We start from the raw sequence: 15,706 nt of genomic DNA, 5'->3' as shown, positions 1-15,706 counted from the left end.
CCCGCCGGCCCCGCCGACCGGACGCCCCCGGTCGTTGGACTGCAGTGACAGCCGCACGTACACCCGCCCGTCCCCGGCAGCCGCCTCGCGCAGCAGCGTCTCCGCCTCGTCGGGATGGCCCGGCACGTGCACGCTCCAGCCCTCCAGCGTGTCCATGAGCGCCACGTCCCCGGGTGCCATGTGGGTGAACCCGCCGGCCGGCCAGTCGTACGAGCCCCCCGCGCTCACCAGCACCCCGCCGACCCCCTGGTGGCCGAAGTCCAGCTTCACCTGCTCGAACGGCCGCTCCACGAGGAAGCTCGCGAACGTGTGCAGGACCGGCCGCATCCCGGTGAGCGCCATCCCGGCACCGGCCCCGACGAGCAGCTGCTCACGGATGCCGACGTTCACGACCCGGTCGGGATGGTCCCGCTCGGCCCGGCCGAATCCGTCGCGGCTGATCTCGGCGAGCACGAGCGCCAGGCGGGGATCCTCGTCGAGCAGCTGTGTGGTGGTGGCGATGAAACGGTCACGCATCGTGTCCATGGGGGTGTTCCTCGGCTTCCGTTGAGTTTCCGTCGCGGGTTCGGCAGGTGTGCGTGCGGGGTGGTCAGTGCTTCGGGTCGACCCGGGCGACCACGGCCCGGGGCTGTCCGGGGTGAGGCGCGGTGAAGGCGGCGTACAGCGCCTCGTGGTCCCGCCCGTCCACGGACGCGACCGACCAGCCGGCGGTCGCGAACCGCTCCGCGATACCCCCGGGGCGTCCGTACGTCGCCGAGGCGTTGTCGATCACCACGGTGTGCAGCTGCTCCAGTCCCGCCGGACCGGCGTAGGCGATCGCCTCGTGATTACTGCCCTCGTCCAGCTCGGCGTCGCCGGTCAGCACCCAGACCCGCGGCCCGGTCATTCCCTGAGCCCGCAGCCCCAGCACACTCCCCACGGCGAGCGGCAGGCCGTGCCCCAGCGAGCCGCTGCCGATCTCGGCGCCGGGCACCAGGAGCCGGTCGGGATGGTGGCCGAGCGGCGATCCGTACGAGCCGAAGCCCGCCAGCAGCTCCTCGTCGAAGAATCCGCGTGCGGCGAGGACCGCGTAGTACGCCATGGGCCCGTGCCCCTTCGACAGCAGGAAGCGGTCCCGGCCCGGCGCGTCGACGGTCTCCGGTGTCACCCGCAGGACCCGGTCGTACAGCACCCACAGCGCGTCGAGGGTCGAGGTCGCGGCGGGGCCGTGCTTCTCGTCGCCGGTCATCAGGCTCATCAGCCGGGACAGGTCGCGGTATGCGGACGTCCTCGTGGCGGTCGTGTTCGTCATGCCGCCCAGCGTTCAACGTCAAGCGTGGTTGAGGTCAAGCGGCGAAAGGTGTTCGTGACCACCGGTTGAAGTGCGGTATTGTTCTCATGCGCGTTCGGACCAGGGGAAACCCCAGGTCAGGCGGGCAGCGGGACGTGGCGCAGCTTGGTAGCGCACTTGACTGGGGGTCAAGGGGTCGCAGGTTCAAATCCTGTCGTCCCGACTGGAGACAGTCGAGGTCAAGGGCCGGTTTAGGAGCAATCCGAAACCGGCCCTTGACTATTTTTGGGGACCAGTTGGGGACCAGCTGGAGGTCCGGCGTCCTTGACCGGGTCACCGGGTCATGACGATGGGGCTCGGGAGTGAGCGTGGTGCGCGCAGCACGTTGAAGTGGGCAGAGAGCGCCGCCCCGGCGGCCGTGATCTTGTGGACGTCCGGGTGCAGGTAGCGCTGGGTGGTGGTCAGTGAACCGTGGCCGGCGATTCTGCGGAGGACGTGTACGTGGACCCCGGCGTCGGCGAACCAGGTCAGTCCGGTGTGTCGGAGGTCGTGGCGGCGCAGATGCTCGTAGCCGAGCTTGGTGACGACGTCGTCCCGGTGTGTGGCGTCGCGTAGGACGGCGGTGGAGATGCGTCCGCCTCGTGGGCCGGTGAACAGGCGGGCGTCCGGATTGGGGCCAGCGGACAGGATGCGCTGGGCGACGAGGGGGCGGATCTCCTCGACGATGGGAACCTTGCGGGCCCGCTTGCCCTTGGTGCCTTTGTCGGTCAGTCCGCCGGGCGCGGGTGTGGTCTGACGCCGCACGGTCCAGATCCACTGGGTGGTGTCGATGTCTCCGACGCGGCAGCCGGAGATCTCGCCGATCCGTGCGGCGGTGCACGCGGCGAAGATGACAACGTCTCCCCAGCCGCGGTACTCGTCGTGGGAGGCGGCCACGAGCGCGTCGGCCAGTGCGACGAGTGTTTCCCAGTCGGGCAGGGCGAGCGCGCGTGGGTCGAGGAGTTCGTCCTCGGCCTGCTTGTAGAGCTTCTGCCAGCCAGTCACCCGGGCGGGGTTCACCTTGATGATGCCGTCGCGGACTGCCTGCTCCATGACGCGGACCAGGACGGCGATGGTGTTCTTGACCGTTGAGCGGCTGAGCTCGTCGGCGATCCAGTTCTGCACGGTTCGGTCGACAGCACCGTTGGTGATCATCCGGACCGCGAGGTGGCCCAGGGAGGGCACGACGCGCATCCGCCAGCCGGCGAGATAGGGGTCGAGAGTCTTCAACTCCAGCCCTCGCAAAGCGAGGTCCATGTTCGCGTTGCCGTACTCGGCGAGCTTCATTGTGGCGAGCGACGGGGACAGCCCTGCCTCAGCCGCTTCGATGATGGACTGGAGCCACTCCTGCGCTTCGTCCTCGTCCGCCTTCCCCTCTGACAGGGACAGACGCCGCTTCGTAGCGGATCGAACCAGCGGACCCGCGCTCGGTAAGGGTTGAGGCGATCAGGCCGGTACTCGATGTCGGTTGTGAGTCGGACACCGACCGGCACAACGGCTTTCTCGGCCATCATGCGTCTCGGCGCGGGATGGTCCGGCGGCGACGCAGCCATTCCTCAACGTCGACCGCGCTGTACATCACGACGCGTTCCGAAACGGAGACGAACGGCGGGCCCTGGGGCGGCCGGGCGGTGCGCCAACGGCGCAGAGTCGAGGTGTCTACACGCAGGCAAGCGGCAAGTTCGCGCGTCGAATACCAGGCATTGGCCAGGAGAGACGACCGGCTATCATCTCGGATGAATTGGGCATCTTTCTCATTCTTCGTGTGCGTCTGACGGTCTGTGTAGGCTGCTATCGGTTTGATAGGCAAAGGCGTTGGATCTCCGGGGGTATGGAGAGCACCAGAGAGATACAGCGGAAAGCGGTCGGCGACAGGCGACGCGGCCCGCAGGTGGAGAGTCGGGGGATTCTGCGTGCGCCATAAGCGCTGAGTCCCTTCTGGTGGACTGATCCGCAGTGGTGCTCGGGGCAAACGGTGGACAACAATCGTCTGCAGATACGCCGGTTTGGCTAACCGGCGATTGGCGGCTACATTGCCCTCGCTCGCGACACGGCGAGTGTCAGGTGCTGTGCCGATTGAATGCTTCTCGATGACGCACCACGTGGAGCGTGTCGTCATCCTTGAACCGGTCGCGAAGGGCTCCTGACCTGTGGTTTTGTGCGTGCGCGTTATGTGCGGTGTGGGCGTTGTCGTGACGCTCATTTGACGCTCGTCCTGATGGAGTGTCAGGTGTGAATTGGGCAGGTCAGGTAGCGTCAAAGCTGCGAGCGACGATGTGACGCCGATGGCTGGTGACGCTCAATGCGGGGCCCGCCGGATCGTGCAGATCAGATGTCCCGGAAGAGATTAGCGGGGCTCGTGACTGGCGATGCACTCGTCGCAGGCGGACCCGTGGAGCATCAGTAGATCCTGCCGGAACACGAACGGTGTGAAGCTCGCACCCTGCCCCGGGAAGTGCCTGCGGCAGTTGTCGCAGGTGTTCTCCTCGACGTCGGTCAGCTGTGGTTGGCGGCGCAGTCACGGCAGCGCCACAGGGCGGTCGGCATCAGGAGGATCATCGGCTGCAACGGCACCGCGCGCAGGTGCGCGCACCTGTTGTCGAGCGGTAATCGCATCAGGTAGCGCTCGGTGATCGGGCTGGTGCCGACGTCGGTCCGTCGGAGCCGAGCGTCGTCTTCATCATGTTGCGCGCGTCGGCCTGCGCGGCGGCGATCTGGTCGAGCGTGTGGCCGGTCATCCTGCGTCCTTCCGCGTTGCGCAACGACCGTACGTCGCACCACCGACGAACCCCGCCCGCGACGGCCCTGAACGTGCTGCTGCCGGTCGTTCAACAAACCACGACACTGTGTCGGAGGTTCGCTATACCATGGGCGCATGGCGCAATGCACAGCCCCCTCCCGAGGCCACCGCACCGCGAGTGGGGCCGCGAACTGCCCAGCGTGCAGCAGCTGGGGACGGAGGTCGCACACCCCGTCGTATTCGTCCGGACCCTCCTACGGCGGTGGCGGTGGCGGTCGGTCGTCCGGCGGGTCGTATGGCGGCGGCACCTCGCGGCGCACCAGGTCCGGCAGGACGGTGTCGTACACGCCGACCGAGTGGCGGGCGGTCGAGCCCTACGCCGACAAGGCTGCGGTACAGGCACAGGTACACCCGGACAAGCGAGACCTCTTCCTCTGCCACGCCTGGAACGACCGTGAGGGCAGCGCGAAGGAGCTCTACGGTCACCTGAAGACGAGCGGTGCGACGGTGTGGTTCAGCGAGGAAGACATCGCGCTGGGCTCGCTGCAGATGCGGGAGATCGATAAGGGGCTTCGTAACTCCCGGATCGGCATCGTGTTGGTCACGCCTGCCCTGCTCGAGAGCATCAAGAACGAGGGGATCGCCGAGAAGGAGCTCGCCGTCCTGCTCGGCACCAACCGCGTCGTGCCCGTGACGCACGGGGTGACCTTCGACGAGCTCTATGACGTCAGCCCCATGCTCGCGTCGCACTCCGGGCTGAGCACGAAGGAGTCGTCGCTTGACGCCGTCGCTGCCAAGATCGCTGCTGCTGCTGCCGCGCTTCCCGCTGCCTGACGTCGGATCGACCAGCGAACGTCGGACCAGCCCGTCGCGGGCGGAGGGCCTGCAAGGCCGCGCTTTATGCGCTTGGCCTTCCATGCGCAGTACGAATGCGGGCCGCCGTCGTTGTAGTCGGCGGCCGGGTCCGCGACGAGTACCTTGCCCGGTAGATCTTGGAGCGGGAGGGGCCTTCGCGCAGTTGTTGGGAGGCCCCGGTCGGCTCACCTCTGCTGGTCAGGCAGCACTGCCCTGCTCCTCGATTCATCTCGCTCGCGCGGGAACCACTCCTGCCGGGCGAGCTCGGCCGCGACGCCTCACCTGTATACGCATGGATATCAACTCGACCCTCTCCGACGAGGACGACAACCTCGTCCGGCTCGCCTCCGTTCGAGCCGAGGCGAGCCGAACAAGGCCCTGAGTGAGCGACCCAGTGCGTCATCAGTCCTGTGGGGGCCGCCACCCCCGGCCGGATTCGTGCGAGATGGGCTCCTGACCTGCGCTTCCCGACTCCGTGGGTATCTGCGTCGGCTGCTCTTAACACGGCATCGCCGGTTGGCCAAACCGGTGCTTCTCCTGATGATTGTCTGCGTTGGTTGACGGGTGCCGCGGAGGCGTAGATCTGGGGACCAAGGCTGGAGACCAGCGCGCCGTGCACGTAGTTGCCTCGCGCTGTCGGTGTTGCAGAAGAGCATGCAAATGATGGAGCGGCGTCCTTAACCGGCTCGACGGAGCGCCGTTCTGGTGTCCGGAAGGGGTAGCGGTATCTCGTGGCTCGGGGCTTCAAGGAGCAGAAGGTGGGGGATTCGGTGGGTAGCGAGCTGACAATGGTTGATGTTCCGCTCGGGCCGTTCGCGGGCTCGTTGCTTACGGTGTATTCGGCCAAGAGCAAGGCAGCCAAACTGCACGCGTCCAGGCAGTGCAGACAGCTGCGCACGTCCGATGTGATGACTGCCAAGGTCTCCCTGGATGAAGCGGTGCTGAGGCGGTTGTGCATGCGATGCGCCGCACGGGGAACCGGCGGTCGACCGGGTACGGGAGTGGGCATGTTCCTGCTGGCTATCGGTGAAACGGGCCTGCTATGTCATTTGGGGTCGTATAGGGAGCCGGACGAAGACGAGTGCTGGACCGACCACGAGGCACGGGGAGCGGCTGAGCTTCTTCGTGCTGAGCAGGGTCTGGGCGCTCATGACGGCGAGGATGAGGAGGATGACGCACCGCTACGGGAGGCGCGTGAAGAGGCCGAGAATCTGCGGGGTCTGATCTTCTCGCATTGGTGCGGCGCGCGAGGAAGCCTGCTTGAGGCACAGGCTCTGCTCGCTCACTTTCCCTGGCTGGAGGAGTGGGCGAAGCCCTCGCTGAGTATCAAGGCGAGGTACCTGGAGACCCTTCGAGCCCAGGCGGCCCGGTTCGTGGACCGGGAGGAAATTGTCGTGGCTGCTGCTGCCATGGCTCTTCCTATGCCCGAGCTGCCGTGTGCGGATCCGGCATTTGCGGTGCTCGGCGACAACAGCCGGGTGTCCAGTGCGCTCGTGCGCTTGTGGCACCGATGGCAGAGTACGGCTGGGCGGATCTGGGAGGGACCGGGCACGCGTGCGTACCTCTCGTGCGAGATCGTGCGAGGTATCCGCAGTAGTCAGAAAGGGCGCGGCGCGGCCCGAGCTGAGGCTGCACGCCTGATTGAGTCTTGGGAGGAACTGGCCAGGGCAGCAGCGGCGCCGGCGGACCGGGCTCCGAAACGTCGGCTGACGGCGCATGTACCGCACGCGTCCGACGGCACGCCACGTCATGTTGTTCCGGACTTTCTGGACGGGCTGGATGAGTGGACGCTCGGTGTGCTGGTCACCTGGGCCGTGCAGGCGGAATGTGGGAGCGGCGTCCTCACGCTGGAAGTTCCTGATCTGGTCGCCGAACGACTGCTCGGCCCGGCGAGTGGCCTTCCGTGCAGCCCAGCAGACGGGACGGTGGATTCGCCCGAGCACGATGGTCGCACCGGAAGTGAGCCGGGCAGGCTCCGCCCAGGCGTCTTCGATGACACGCCGGTCTTCGACCGATGCCCCGTCATGCTCGATCACATCCGTGCGCTGCGCACACTTGCACCCACGGCCGACCCGTTGTACCTCGTCTTCTCGGCGAGCGGGGGAGCGGAAGTACTGCCTCTCAACACCCTCGAGAGGCGGCTGACCAACGGCTGGCTGGGCGTCCTCATAGCAGGCGCCAGTGACCTGCCCGCAAGCTTGATCGGCCCGGAAGAGCCGGAGCACAATCACGAACCCGAAGTGCGTGCCACTCAGCTGCCCGGTCGCGGCCAAGACGTCCACGATCCGCATTTCGGCGAAAGTCTGGGCCTTGCCGAAGGCCGAAACCGAACTCTCCGCCAGACCTACGGAACCGAAGATCGCCAACTCAATCTTCGCCTGATCGCCCTGGCGCGCGGCGCGCACGACCTGCGAAGCCTGGATGCCGGACGGCCTGGCGGACTGCCGATAGAGGTATGGCACGGCCTCCTCACAGAGGACCGCTTAAACCTCGCGCCATTCCGCAAACCCGGCAGCAACCGGCGGGGGAGTGGCAGCGCCCTCCCTTTGGGCCCCTTGGCCGCAGTCCAGCTCTACACCACCAACGCCAACCCTCTGATCGAGGGCAAGGGCCACTCGCCGCTGTGCCGGCACGCCCACGACAGCGCGGCGGTAGTGCGCGGAGATGACCTCCTGACCGTCGCCGATCTCATGGCGCGCACCGACTTTGACTGGTGCAGCAAGTGTGGTGGCTATGCCCTCCGCAGACTTACCGACTCCCAGCTCTCCTACTACCGTGCGGCTCACCGCCTGCACGACATCAAACAGCAGCTTGACAACCAGACCGGAGTACCCGACGCAGACCCCTCTGCGGTGATCGCCCGGCTGGACGAACTGGCGGCCTGGCAGCCGGTCGATGAAGCAGAGTGGCGCACCAGCGATTTCTGGCAATGGCAGGAAACTGTTCGCGAGGTCACGCGAATGGCCGCCAGGTCTCCTGCCGTGACAAGGCCCTCGTGAGTCGGCCGCTTGGCCTGCCGGCGGCCCTTGGGGGCGCGTGTCCACGACATGCCGTGGTGGGGGCCCGGGACCGGTTCGACACCGACGCCTCGGCAAACTCGCCGGCCCGGGTCGCCCTGCTCAGAGTCGGTGAGTTTACCCAGGTACGACTCGCCTCAGCGCGGCGGGCTGGGCGACTGGCTTAACCGAAGGGGGTGTGGCGGGTTCGATCTCGGGCGTCGTCCGACTCCGACTCCGGGTGCGGGTCACACCGTGTGCCCGGCACCGCGCAGCAGCGGCGGGTTGAGCAGCCAGGCGTCACCGCGGCGGTAGAGGGCAGCCGGGCGGCCGGTGGGGGGGAAGCGTTGATCGCCGGTGGGCTTGACGAAGCCCGTGGTGTTGAGCACCTTGCGGCGGAAGTTGCTCGGGTCCAGTTGTTGGCCCCAGATCACTTCGTAGACCGTGCGCAACTCGCTCAGGGTGAGGAGTTCCCCGCAGAAGGCCGTGGCGACGGCGGTGTATTCGAGCTTGCTCCGGACCTGCTCCAGGGCTTCGGCGAGGATCGCCGGATGATCGAACGCCAATGCCGCCTGCTTCCCTTCCAGCTGGGAGACGGGAGCCCAATAGGCGCGCCGGGCGTCGGTGCCGCCCACGGGGGCGGGCAGGTCCGGTCCCAATGCGAGATAGGCGATGGTGACCACTCGCCCCCTCGGGTCGCGTCGGGGGTCTCCGTAGGCGCCGAGTTGTTCGAGGTGCAACTTGTTCCCGTCGATTCCGGCCTCCTCGCGGAGTTCACGGAGCGCGCCCTCACGAAGGGTCTCGTTCTTCTGGACGTAACCGCCGGGCAGCGCAGGCCGACCGAGGAAGGGCTCCACCCCGCGCTCGATCAACAGCACCATCAACTGCCCGGACCTGATCGTGAAGATCGCCAGGTCGACGGTCACCCATGACGCCTCCACCTCGGTGGAGTCTTTCAGCCAGTCATCCACACTGAACCCCTAAAGGTCACATTGACTTAAACGTCTGCGCGACTTATGGTCTCACAGACCAAAACACAACGAGGGCAGGGGTAGGGCATGTTCACTTCCCATGCGCCATCAGCCAAGGCGGTAGGGGACGAACCTTCCGCCGCCACCCGTCACTTATGCAGCGGCGTATACGTGGACGAGCGCTTCCGGGATCTCGTCATCGACGAGGTGTGCACCGCCCCGTACCGCAGGGTCGCCCCGTCCTACGGGTTCGACATCGTCCCAGTCATGCGCCACGCGTGGCGGGCCGCCGCGCTGACCGCCTTGCTGCGGGGAACGGTGGTCGGCGCGGTGGGTGTCCCGGTCTTCGTTGGCGCCCTGCCCAGTGCCGTCATGGTCTCCTGCGGTCTCGCTCTCTTGTGCCTGATTCCGCTCGCCGTCGAGCTGAGGAAGCTGGACCGGGAGCCGGAGCTCGACCGGATCGGCCGGACCAGGCGCAACAGACGGAAGGCGCAGAAGTCCAAGCGCCGGGGGCTGGGGCCGGTGCCGGGCCCTCGGGCTCTGTTGAGGTGGTTGTTCCCTCGTAGGTACTCGGAGAGCGCACGCGCCCTCAGACGTGTCGGCTGGGCTGCGCTGTCCCTGACGCTGGTCGGCCTGATGTTCGCGCTCACCCATCCGCGCCAGGCGACTACCGCCATCCACATAGGCGCGGGTATCACGTTCGCATGCCTCGGCGTCGGAGCCGTAAGGCAGTTGATACTCCACCGCATCATGCGGGCACCGACTCTGCGGCCCCGGTACCTGTCCCGCCGGGAGCAGGCGGCGGACACGGAGCAGCGCCATCCCTGTGCGGTCTACCGCCGCGCTCGTCACAGCGAGGACGATGACGAGGACGACTTCGCTGTCTTCACGCTGTTCGGCGACGAGTCGCCCTTCATCGGAGCGGGTGAGCTGGTCTACCAGTGGAACCCGCCTATGAGCATCCAACTGCTCCGCCCCTCTGACGACGACGGCGCGCCGCTGCACGAACGTGAGCACCCCGTCCCTCCGTTCCGCGCGCATGAACTGGTCGACTATCTGCGCGAGGCGGTCCAGTTGCTCGACACCGACAGCCAGGACGTCCGGCTTCCGGCACGAGTCACCGACCGCGTGTACGTCGCCGAGACCGATGTGGCGATTGACCGTTCGCTTCTGACCCGCGAGTTCGACGCAACCCGGCTGCGGGAGATCATTAACACGCCCGGATCGAAGGAGTACCACTTCCTTGAAGTGACCACTCCCGCGGAAGGGGCCGAGTTCGTCGCGACGGTCCTGCTGCACATCAGCGTTCAAGGGCGCACGCTGAGCATCTCCACCGCCGCGTGCGTACTCGCCCACACGCCGAGATCTTTCCAGCGCACCGCAGAATTCGGGCACCATGGTGTCCTGGCAGTCGCCTGGGCGGCTCTGCGCGAGCTGGCCACACTACCTTCGGAGATCCGACGCTCCTGGCGACTCGTGCGCTATCTCTATTCCCTGGGGAAAGCGGCTATATTCCCCCGCGATCTCACCTCCAGGCCAATCCGTAACGTTCTGATCGGCAGCCGCGTGAGCATACGAGAGAAGTCGGCGCAGGAATGGTCAAAGATCCAACTGGAGAAGACCGAAATTCTCGGCCGGATGAAGACGATCGAGCGCCGGCTACTCCGGGCTACCGGTGACTTCCTGGCCACTCACGACGTGGATGCGTCCGAGTTCAATGACCGCGCGACCAAAATCATCAACAGTGGCATCTTCAACTTCGGCGACAACAACAATTTCAGCAACAACGCCGTGGGCGACGCCGCGCAGGTCGGCGCGTCCGCACATGAAACGTCAGGCCCCAATCCCAGCGGTGGAGGAAACAAGTGAACACCAATCGCGGAATCGTCAGCCACGGCGACCACAACACTTTCAACAACAACGCCATCGGGGAGCACGCTCGCGTATTCCCGGCCGATCCCTCCCACCACTCCACGCGCCCCGCCGAGGTCGGCTCGGACGACGAACCGGCTTCCGCCGGATGGGACATCGGTGTGGTCACAATCTTGAGTGAGGAACTGCGCTCCGTGGTAGACGAGTTGAAACTCGAACGGCACAAGGTGGGCGGCGGGCTGTATTTTTACCAGGGCGAACAGGCCACTCCGGAGGCAACCGTACGCATCGTGGCCACCCAGAGTCAGAGCCAGGGGCAGCGCTCGGCGATGGCCGCCCTGGAAAACCTGCGCCGCCACTACAACCCGCGGCTGTGGGCACTCGTGGGCGTGGGCGGTGGAATCCACGATCAGCACGCGCGTGTCGGCAACGTCATCGTCTCCACCGAGGTCGTGTATTACGAGAACCGCAAGATCAATCCGCTGGGGGACGTCCGCCGGCGCGGGGAACACCGCCAGGCCCCCGCGCCGGTCGTCCACGCGGTGAACGCCTTCTTCACCGATCACGGAACCCCGGCACGGATCCACGGCCAAATTGCCACGCACGCATCGGAGGAATTCGAAGTCTACCCAGGCTTGATCGGATCCGGTGAAGCCGTCATCGCCGACCGGGAGAGCGACATCCGCGAATGGCTCAAGAAGTATCACGAGAAGGTCCTGGCGGTGGACATGGAAGCCGGCGGACTGAGCCAGTACTGGCAGGAGAACTCAGTCCACGACGCCACCAACCCCGGCTGGATCGTTATTCGGGGCGTGTCCGACAATGCCGACCAGGAAAAGGGTCACGGCTTTCACGAACTGGCGGCACGGAACGCCGCGTACATTCTACGAGAACTCCTGCCCTATCTCTGCTGACTCTCCGCCGAACGCCAAATCCGCCCGCCCGAGATCAGTCATACACAGGGAGATGGCTCGCATGACTGCTTTTCTGTTCGGAATACTCAGCTCGCTCGCAGCCAGCGCGATCATCCTCGTCCTCGGCCTTGTACGCGGCTCCCGCCCTCTGTGGTGGCTGGTCGCGGTCTGCTCGCGCCTCACCGGCACCGGGCTCGCCCGTGTGTACCGTCACCAGTCGTCCGCCGAAGGCGACATCGCCCGCGACCTCGGCCGAGCCAGTTGGATCAAGGTCATGGCGGGGCGAGGAAACGTACTCACCCGCGAGGTCTTCTCGCCCCTGTGGTCGGGGGAGCTATCCCCGGGGTCCGTCCAGGTACTGTTGCCCGACACGCTCGCGCCTGGCGACTCCTGGCTCGACCGACGCTCACAGGATCTACGCCTCTTCGATCCAGGCTTCACGCCCGACCTGCTCAAGAACCAGGTTCGGGCGAACATGGACTACATCGCCCAGGTGACCCGCGCGCAACCCCACGTGGAACTGCGCAGCTTCAACCTCCCCAACACCTGCCGCGTGATCGCCACGGACCGGGCGGCCTACCTCACCTTCTACAGCAGCTCCAGCCACGGCAGGAACTCCCCGTGCCTATACGCCCGGGCCCCCGGACTCCTGTACTCGATAGCCCTCCAGCAGTTCGACGTGGCGTGGACGAACGGTTCCTCAGCTCGCCCCACTCCCTGACCTCTACCGACCCGATGGCCAAGAACGACTCAACCAGGGGAACACGGCGTGAGTGCGCCGGTCGATGGTCCACCGCCCAGGCCGCCACGTACGGCACCACCCCACTGTCCTGTCGCAGTCCGCGCCCAGCTCGGTACCCGAACCCGGCGACGACGGCGTGCGCCGCGCAGCTTAAGCGCCCGTGCGACGCCCGCCGGGACGCCACTTCGGTCCGTGCGGCCAGGGTCGCGGTATGCAGCCGTACGGCAGCGCGGTAGCTAGTGCCCCATCAAGTAACGTTCGCCCGGCATGGCGTAAGTAGCTGTTGTCGTTCCGTTCTTGAGGGGAGGGCGTCCAACGGGAGTCTCGATCGGGTGATCGCGGCTGGCTGCGGGCATGAAGACAGGGCCTCTTGGTAGCTCGGGCAGTCCGGGAGGCGAGCTTGCGGTAAACATTGCCGGATATCTATCGAACTCCACTACCTTGACTCTGACTGCAAGCCAGACGCGGGACCGGCTCAAACGGCCCTAGCATTCCAGCTGTTGAGGTATTTCGATGCGCGTTTCGTCCATCAAGATCACCGGTTTCAAAGCCATCCGTCACGCAGAGCTCTCGGAACTGGACGCTCAGCCGTTCACCGTACTGACCGGGCAGAACGGCACCGGCAAGTCCACGGTTCTGGAGGCCCTCTACCTAATGACGCGCGGACTGCCGCCTGAGCCGCAGCCTGAGCTGGTCCGACTGGGAGAGGAACGAGCCGAAGTCGCGATGGCGTTCTCGCTGACTGATGGGCAGTTCGAGCAGGTGGACCAGTACTACCGGTCCGTGCACGGGGAGTCAGCCGAGAAGGAGAAGCTGTATCGCCGGATGGCGAGGATTGACAAGGAGGGTAACGTCGTCTTCTCTGGCTCACCGGTCGCCGCCACTGTCTTTGCCCCGGCCTTTCGTAAAAGCCACCCCTTCCCCGGCCTCACCATGGTCCACGCCGAACGCGGACGCGTCTCAGGGCTGGACGTCTTCGGCGCGGGCATCGGTGGCCTGCAACCAGGCGACCCCTCCGGCAGCAAGGCCGCAGCGGACTATCTGACGTCTTGTCTCATGGCGCTGGACTACCGCTCGCTACTGGAATCCCGGCAAGGCAGATACCCTAGAGATGACTACGGAGACCTGGCTGGAGCCTTCCATGAGGCGACGGGCAAACGGCTGCTGAGACCCCAGCCGATGGAGGGTTTCAAAGGCGGCCGCATCGAGGTCGAGTTGGGTGCCGGCCAACGACATGGACTAAGCGGACTGGCCAGTGGCGAATCCGGCCTGCTCGGGCTTCTGTGCGCGCTCTACCACTCGGCCGCCGACGGCGGTGTACTGCTGCTGGATGAGCCCGAATTGCACCTGCATCCGGTGCTACAGACAACGATTCTTCGGACAGTTCGAACGCTCGCACCCCGGACCCAGACGATTATCGTGACGCACGCTGTGAAGATCGCCGCAGCCGCCCACCCGTCTCAGGTGTACCAGATCCAGCACAGCAGTCCCGATCAGGCTCTGCGAGCCGTAGACGCCCTTTCGCTTGTCGGCGTCATCGCCGACATGGGCATCGAGCAAGCGGACCTGCTCGGCAAGGCATGCCACCTGGTCGTGGAAGGGGTCACCGACAACAGCTACCTCGGCCGCCTGTTCCCCGACGAGATGGAGCGCGTCCACGTCACGGTGGCCGGCAACTGCCAGCGCGTTCTGGCCCACCACGTCCTGCTGACCGATGGCCCGAAGTCACTGCCATGGGTCTGCCTGATCGACCGCGATCTCATGAATGAGGCCGATGTCCAAGGGCGACAGACTACCTACCCTGGCCTGTACATCTGGCCACGTCGAGCGCTGGAGAACATGCTCCTGGATCCCGCGCTCCTGGCTGCGGTTCTCAAGACAATCGGCCGCTCCACCTCCCTCGACGAAGCCGAAGAGATTCTGCGGAACGCCGCGGACCGCCTCATGGGCGACGTCGTCACCGATATGCTCCAGGCCGCCCTCGCGCGCGAGTTCCCGTTGCCCCGACCGGACGGGAGCCGTGGTGACCGGGGGCTGAAGCAGTTCTACGCCGCGAGTGCGCATGCCATGCAGTCGCGAGGCGACGCCGTGGAAACGGTCCGCGTACAGCAGGAGACAGCGTTGCAAGCACGCTGGGAGCAGGAGAGGTTGGCCTTGGTCGACCCGAAGAAGGCCCTCGGCATCCTAACCGGGCAGCTCAAGCTCTTCCGTAGAACTGAGGACTTGACAGGCGCTTTGCTTGCACGGGCTGCGCAGGACCCGAGTGTGCGGCCACGAGGTTTGGAGGAGTTTCGGCTGCGGCTGATGCGCTCCATGTAGAGCGTCGAGCCAGCGAACTGTGCCGCCCAGGACGGCCCATCACATGTAGGGCTCAGGCCGGTCACCCCTGACCAGCAGATACGGGACAGGCCTTAGCGCGAGTACACAGAGGGGGTCACTCGGTTTCCTGCGACGATCCCTGTGACGACGGCCCTGTCTGTCGTCGCTCCGTGGGGCCGGTGGGTTGTGGTCCAGGACGCCTCGTCGAGGCGCAAGTTGCCTTGGGAGCTGGTCTTGGATGTGAGGTCCAGGACAAGGAGCTGGCTGTACGGAGCGTTGGTATTGCTGTATTCGGTGGCTTGAGTCAGGTAGCGGCTTTCAAGGTAATTGCGGTCGTTGCTGGTGCTGTTCTGTTTGACCTCGGTCAGGTAGCGCAGGGAACCGAAGTGCACCATGACGTCTGCGCGTCCCATGGCGTCGTCTTCGGTCTCTACCAGGACTACGCTGTGCAGCGGTCCCTTCTGGAGCCACTGGTGGTAGTCGCGTTGCAGGTCCGCCTCGACAGCTTTGCGGTCCGTCGCCTTCTCCGGCTTGCGCCGGTAGTCGAATGGTGGCGGTTCTTCCTTTTTGGTTTTACCCAGAAGGTTCGTGCGGGTCATGTTGGCGCGGCTCTTGAGGAAGAGGAGGGTCTGCTCGACCAGCGCGAGGAATGTTCGGCGGGTCTCGCCGACGAAGGCGGGCTGCCTGGACAGTTCGGTCATTATCTTGTCCAGTTGAGGCACGACGAGTACACCGCCTGGCTCAGGCTCTGCGTGCGACCGGGGCCAGCCGCGTACTGGATCGCGTGCGACTGGAGACAGTCGAGGTCAAGGGCCGGTTTCGGAGCAATCCGAAACCGGCCCTTGACTATTTTTGGGGACCAGTTGGGGACCAGCTGGAGGTCCGGCGTCCTTGACCGGGTCAGCGGGTCATGACGATGGGGCTCGGGAGTGAGCGTGGTGCGCGGAGCACGTTGAAGTGGGCAGAGTGCGCCGCCCCGGCGGCCGTG

At 65.9% G+C, this 15,706-nt stretch carries 13 protein-coding genes and 1 tRNA gene; 7 read left to right on the top strand and 7 right to left on the bottom strand.

What is annotated here, in order from left to right; translation table 11 throughout:
- A partial coding sequence (locus JGS39_RS26260) for a transketolase family protein (protein ID WP_505391878.1) occupies positions 1-525 on the bottom strand: 525 nt, incomplete at its 3' end.
- A gap of 64 nt (positions 526-589) precedes the next feature.
- On the bottom strand, positions 590-1,291 hold the full coding sequence (locus JGS39_RS26255; RefSeq protein ID WP_219572056.1) for a thiamine pyrophosphate-binding protein: 702 nt from the start codon (positions 1,289-1,291) through the stop codon (positions 590-592).
- 128 nt (positions 1,292-1,419) lie between these two features.
- Between JGS39_RS26255 and JGS39_RS26250 the strand changes: the two genes are divergently transcribed.
- A tRNA-Pro gene (locus tag JGS39_RS26250) sits at positions 1,420-1,493 on the top strand.
- Between the two features lie 110 nt (positions 1,494-1,603).
- On the opposite strand, the gene JGS39_RS26245 is transcribed toward JGS39_RS26250, so the two are convergent.
- The 3 genes from JGS39_RS26245 to JGS39_RS41510 all read right to left on the bottom strand — a co-directional run bounded on the left by JGS39_RS26245 (position 1,604) and on the right by JGS39_RS41510 (position 4,047).
- Positions 1,604-2,596, bottom strand: coding sequence for a tyrosine-type recombinase/integrase (locus JGS39_RS26245; RefSeq protein WP_236063787.1), 993 nt, complete (start codon positions 2,594-2,596; stop codon positions 1,604-1,606).
- A gap of 223 nt (positions 2,597-2,819) precedes the next feature.
- Entirely contained in the window at positions 2,820-3,428 is a 609-nt protein-coding gene (locus JGS39_RS41070; RefSeq protein ID WP_236063796.1) for a helix-turn-helix transcriptional regulator, read from the bottom strand.
- Positions 3,429-3,924: 496 nt separating this feature from the next.
- Positions 3,925-4,047, bottom strand: a complete 123-nt coding sequence (locus JGS39_RS41510; RefSeq protein ID WP_264302782.1) for a hypothetical protein — start codon at positions 4,045-4,047, stop codon at positions 3,925-3,927.
- Positions 4,048-4,385: 338 nt separating this feature from the next.
- Between JGS39_RS41510 and JGS39_RS26235 the strand changes: the two genes are divergently transcribed.
- Positions 4,386-4,883 carry a toll/interleukin-1 receptor domain-containing protein gene (locus tag JGS39_RS26235; RefSeq protein ID WP_219572055.1) on the top strand — a complete coding sequence of 166 codons (498 nt, stop codon included), beginning with the start codon at positions 4,386-4,388 and terminating at the stop codon, positions 4,881-4,883.
- A 779-nt stretch (positions 4,884-5,662) separates the two neighbouring features.
- Positions 5,663-7,903 carry a hypothetical protein gene (locus JGS39_RS26230; protein WP_219572054.1) on the top strand — a complete coding sequence of 747 codons (2,241 nt, stop codon included), beginning with the start codon at positions 5,663-5,665 and terminating at the stop codon, positions 7,901-7,903.
- Between the two features lie 245 nt (positions 7,904-8,148).
- On the opposite strand, the gene JGS39_RS26225 is transcribed toward JGS39_RS26230, so the two are convergent.
- Positions 8,149-8,871 (bottom strand): NUDIX hydrolase, encoded by a 723-nt coding sequence (locus tag JGS39_RS26225; RefSeq protein WP_219572053.1) that lies wholly within the window; start codon positions 8,869-8,871, stop codon positions 8,149-8,151.
- Positions 8,872-9,042: 171 nt separating this feature from the next.
- Between JGS39_RS26225 and JGS39_RS26220 the strand changes: the two genes are divergently transcribed.
- The 4 genes from JGS39_RS26220 (at position 9,043) to JGS39_RS26205 (ending at position 14,718) form a co-directional block, all read left to right on the top strand.
- Complete coding sequence (locus JGS39_RS26220) at positions 9,043-10,740, top strand: AbeC-like domain-containing protein (protein ID WP_308120725.1); 1,698 nt, start codon at positions 9,043-9,045, stop codon at positions 10,738-10,740.
- On the top strand, positions 10,737-11,657 hold the full coding sequence (locus JGS39_RS26215) for a 5'-methylthioadenosine/S-adenosylhomocysteine nucleosidase family protein (protein ID WP_219572051.1): 921 nt from the start codon (positions 10,737-10,739) through the stop codon (positions 11,655-11,657). The genes JGS39_RS26220 and JGS39_RS26215 overlap by 4 nt, the downstream gene beginning before the upstream one ends.
- Positions 11,658-11,718: 61 nt before the next feature.
- Entirely contained in the window at positions 11,719-12,378 is a 660-nt protein-coding gene (locus JGS39_RS26210; protein WP_219572050.1) for a hypothetical protein, read from the top strand.
- A 534-nt stretch (positions 12,379-12,912) separates the two neighbouring features.
- Positions 12,913-14,718 (top strand): ATP-binding protein, encoded by a 1,806-nt coding sequence (locus JGS39_RS26205; RefSeq protein WP_219572049.1) that lies wholly within the window; start codon positions 12,913-12,915, stop codon positions 14,716-14,718.
- A gap of 92 nt (positions 14,719-14,810) precedes the next feature.
- Here the strand turns inward: JGS39_RS26205 and JGS39_RS26200 are convergent, their stop codons facing one another.
- Positions 14,811-15,419, bottom strand: coding sequence for a hypothetical protein (locus JGS39_RS26200; protein ID WP_219572048.1), 609 nt, complete (start codon positions 15,417-15,419; stop codon positions 14,811-14,813).
- Positions 15,420-15,706 lie beyond the last annotated feature (287 nt).

The sequence above is a fragment of the Streptomyces poriferorum genome (assembly GCF_019399235.1).
GTDB lineage: Bacteria > Actinomycetota > Actinomycetes > Streptomycetales > Streptomycetaceae > Streptomyces > Streptomyces poriferorum.
This window is presented reverse-complemented; position numbering and strand designations above follow the sequence as displayed.

Excerpts from the sequence above, each read along its gene's own strand:
- JGS39_RS26255 (WP_219572056.1), bottom strand. The coding sequence starts at position 1,291 with ATGACGAACACGACCGCCACGAGGACGTCCGCATACCGCGACCTGTCC.
- JGS39_RS26245 (WP_236063787.1), bottom strand. The coding sequence starts at position 2,596 with ATGAAGCTCGCCGAGTACGGCAACGCGAACATGGACCTCGCTTTGCGA.
- JGS39_RS41070 (WP_236063796.1), bottom strand. The coding sequence starts at position 3,428 with ATGACGACACGCTCCACGTGGTGCGTCATCGAGAAGCATTCAATCGGC.
- JGS39_RS41510 (WP_264302782.1), bottom strand. The coding sequence starts at position 4,047 with ATGACCGGCCACACGCTCGACCAGATCGCCGCCGCGCAGGCCGACGCG.
- JGS39_RS26210 (WP_219572050.1), top strand. The coding sequence starts at position 11,719 with ATGACTGCTTTTCTGTTCGGAATACTCAGCTCGCTCGCAGCCAGCGCG.
- JGS39_RS26205 (WP_219572049.1), top strand. The coding sequence starts at position 12,913 with ATGCGCGTTTCGTCCATCAAGATCACCGGTTTCAAAGCCATCCGTCAC.
- JGS39_RS26200 (WP_219572048.1), bottom strand. The coding sequence starts at position 15,419 with ATGACCGAACTGTCCAGGCAGCCCGCCTTCGTCGGCGAGACCCGCCGA.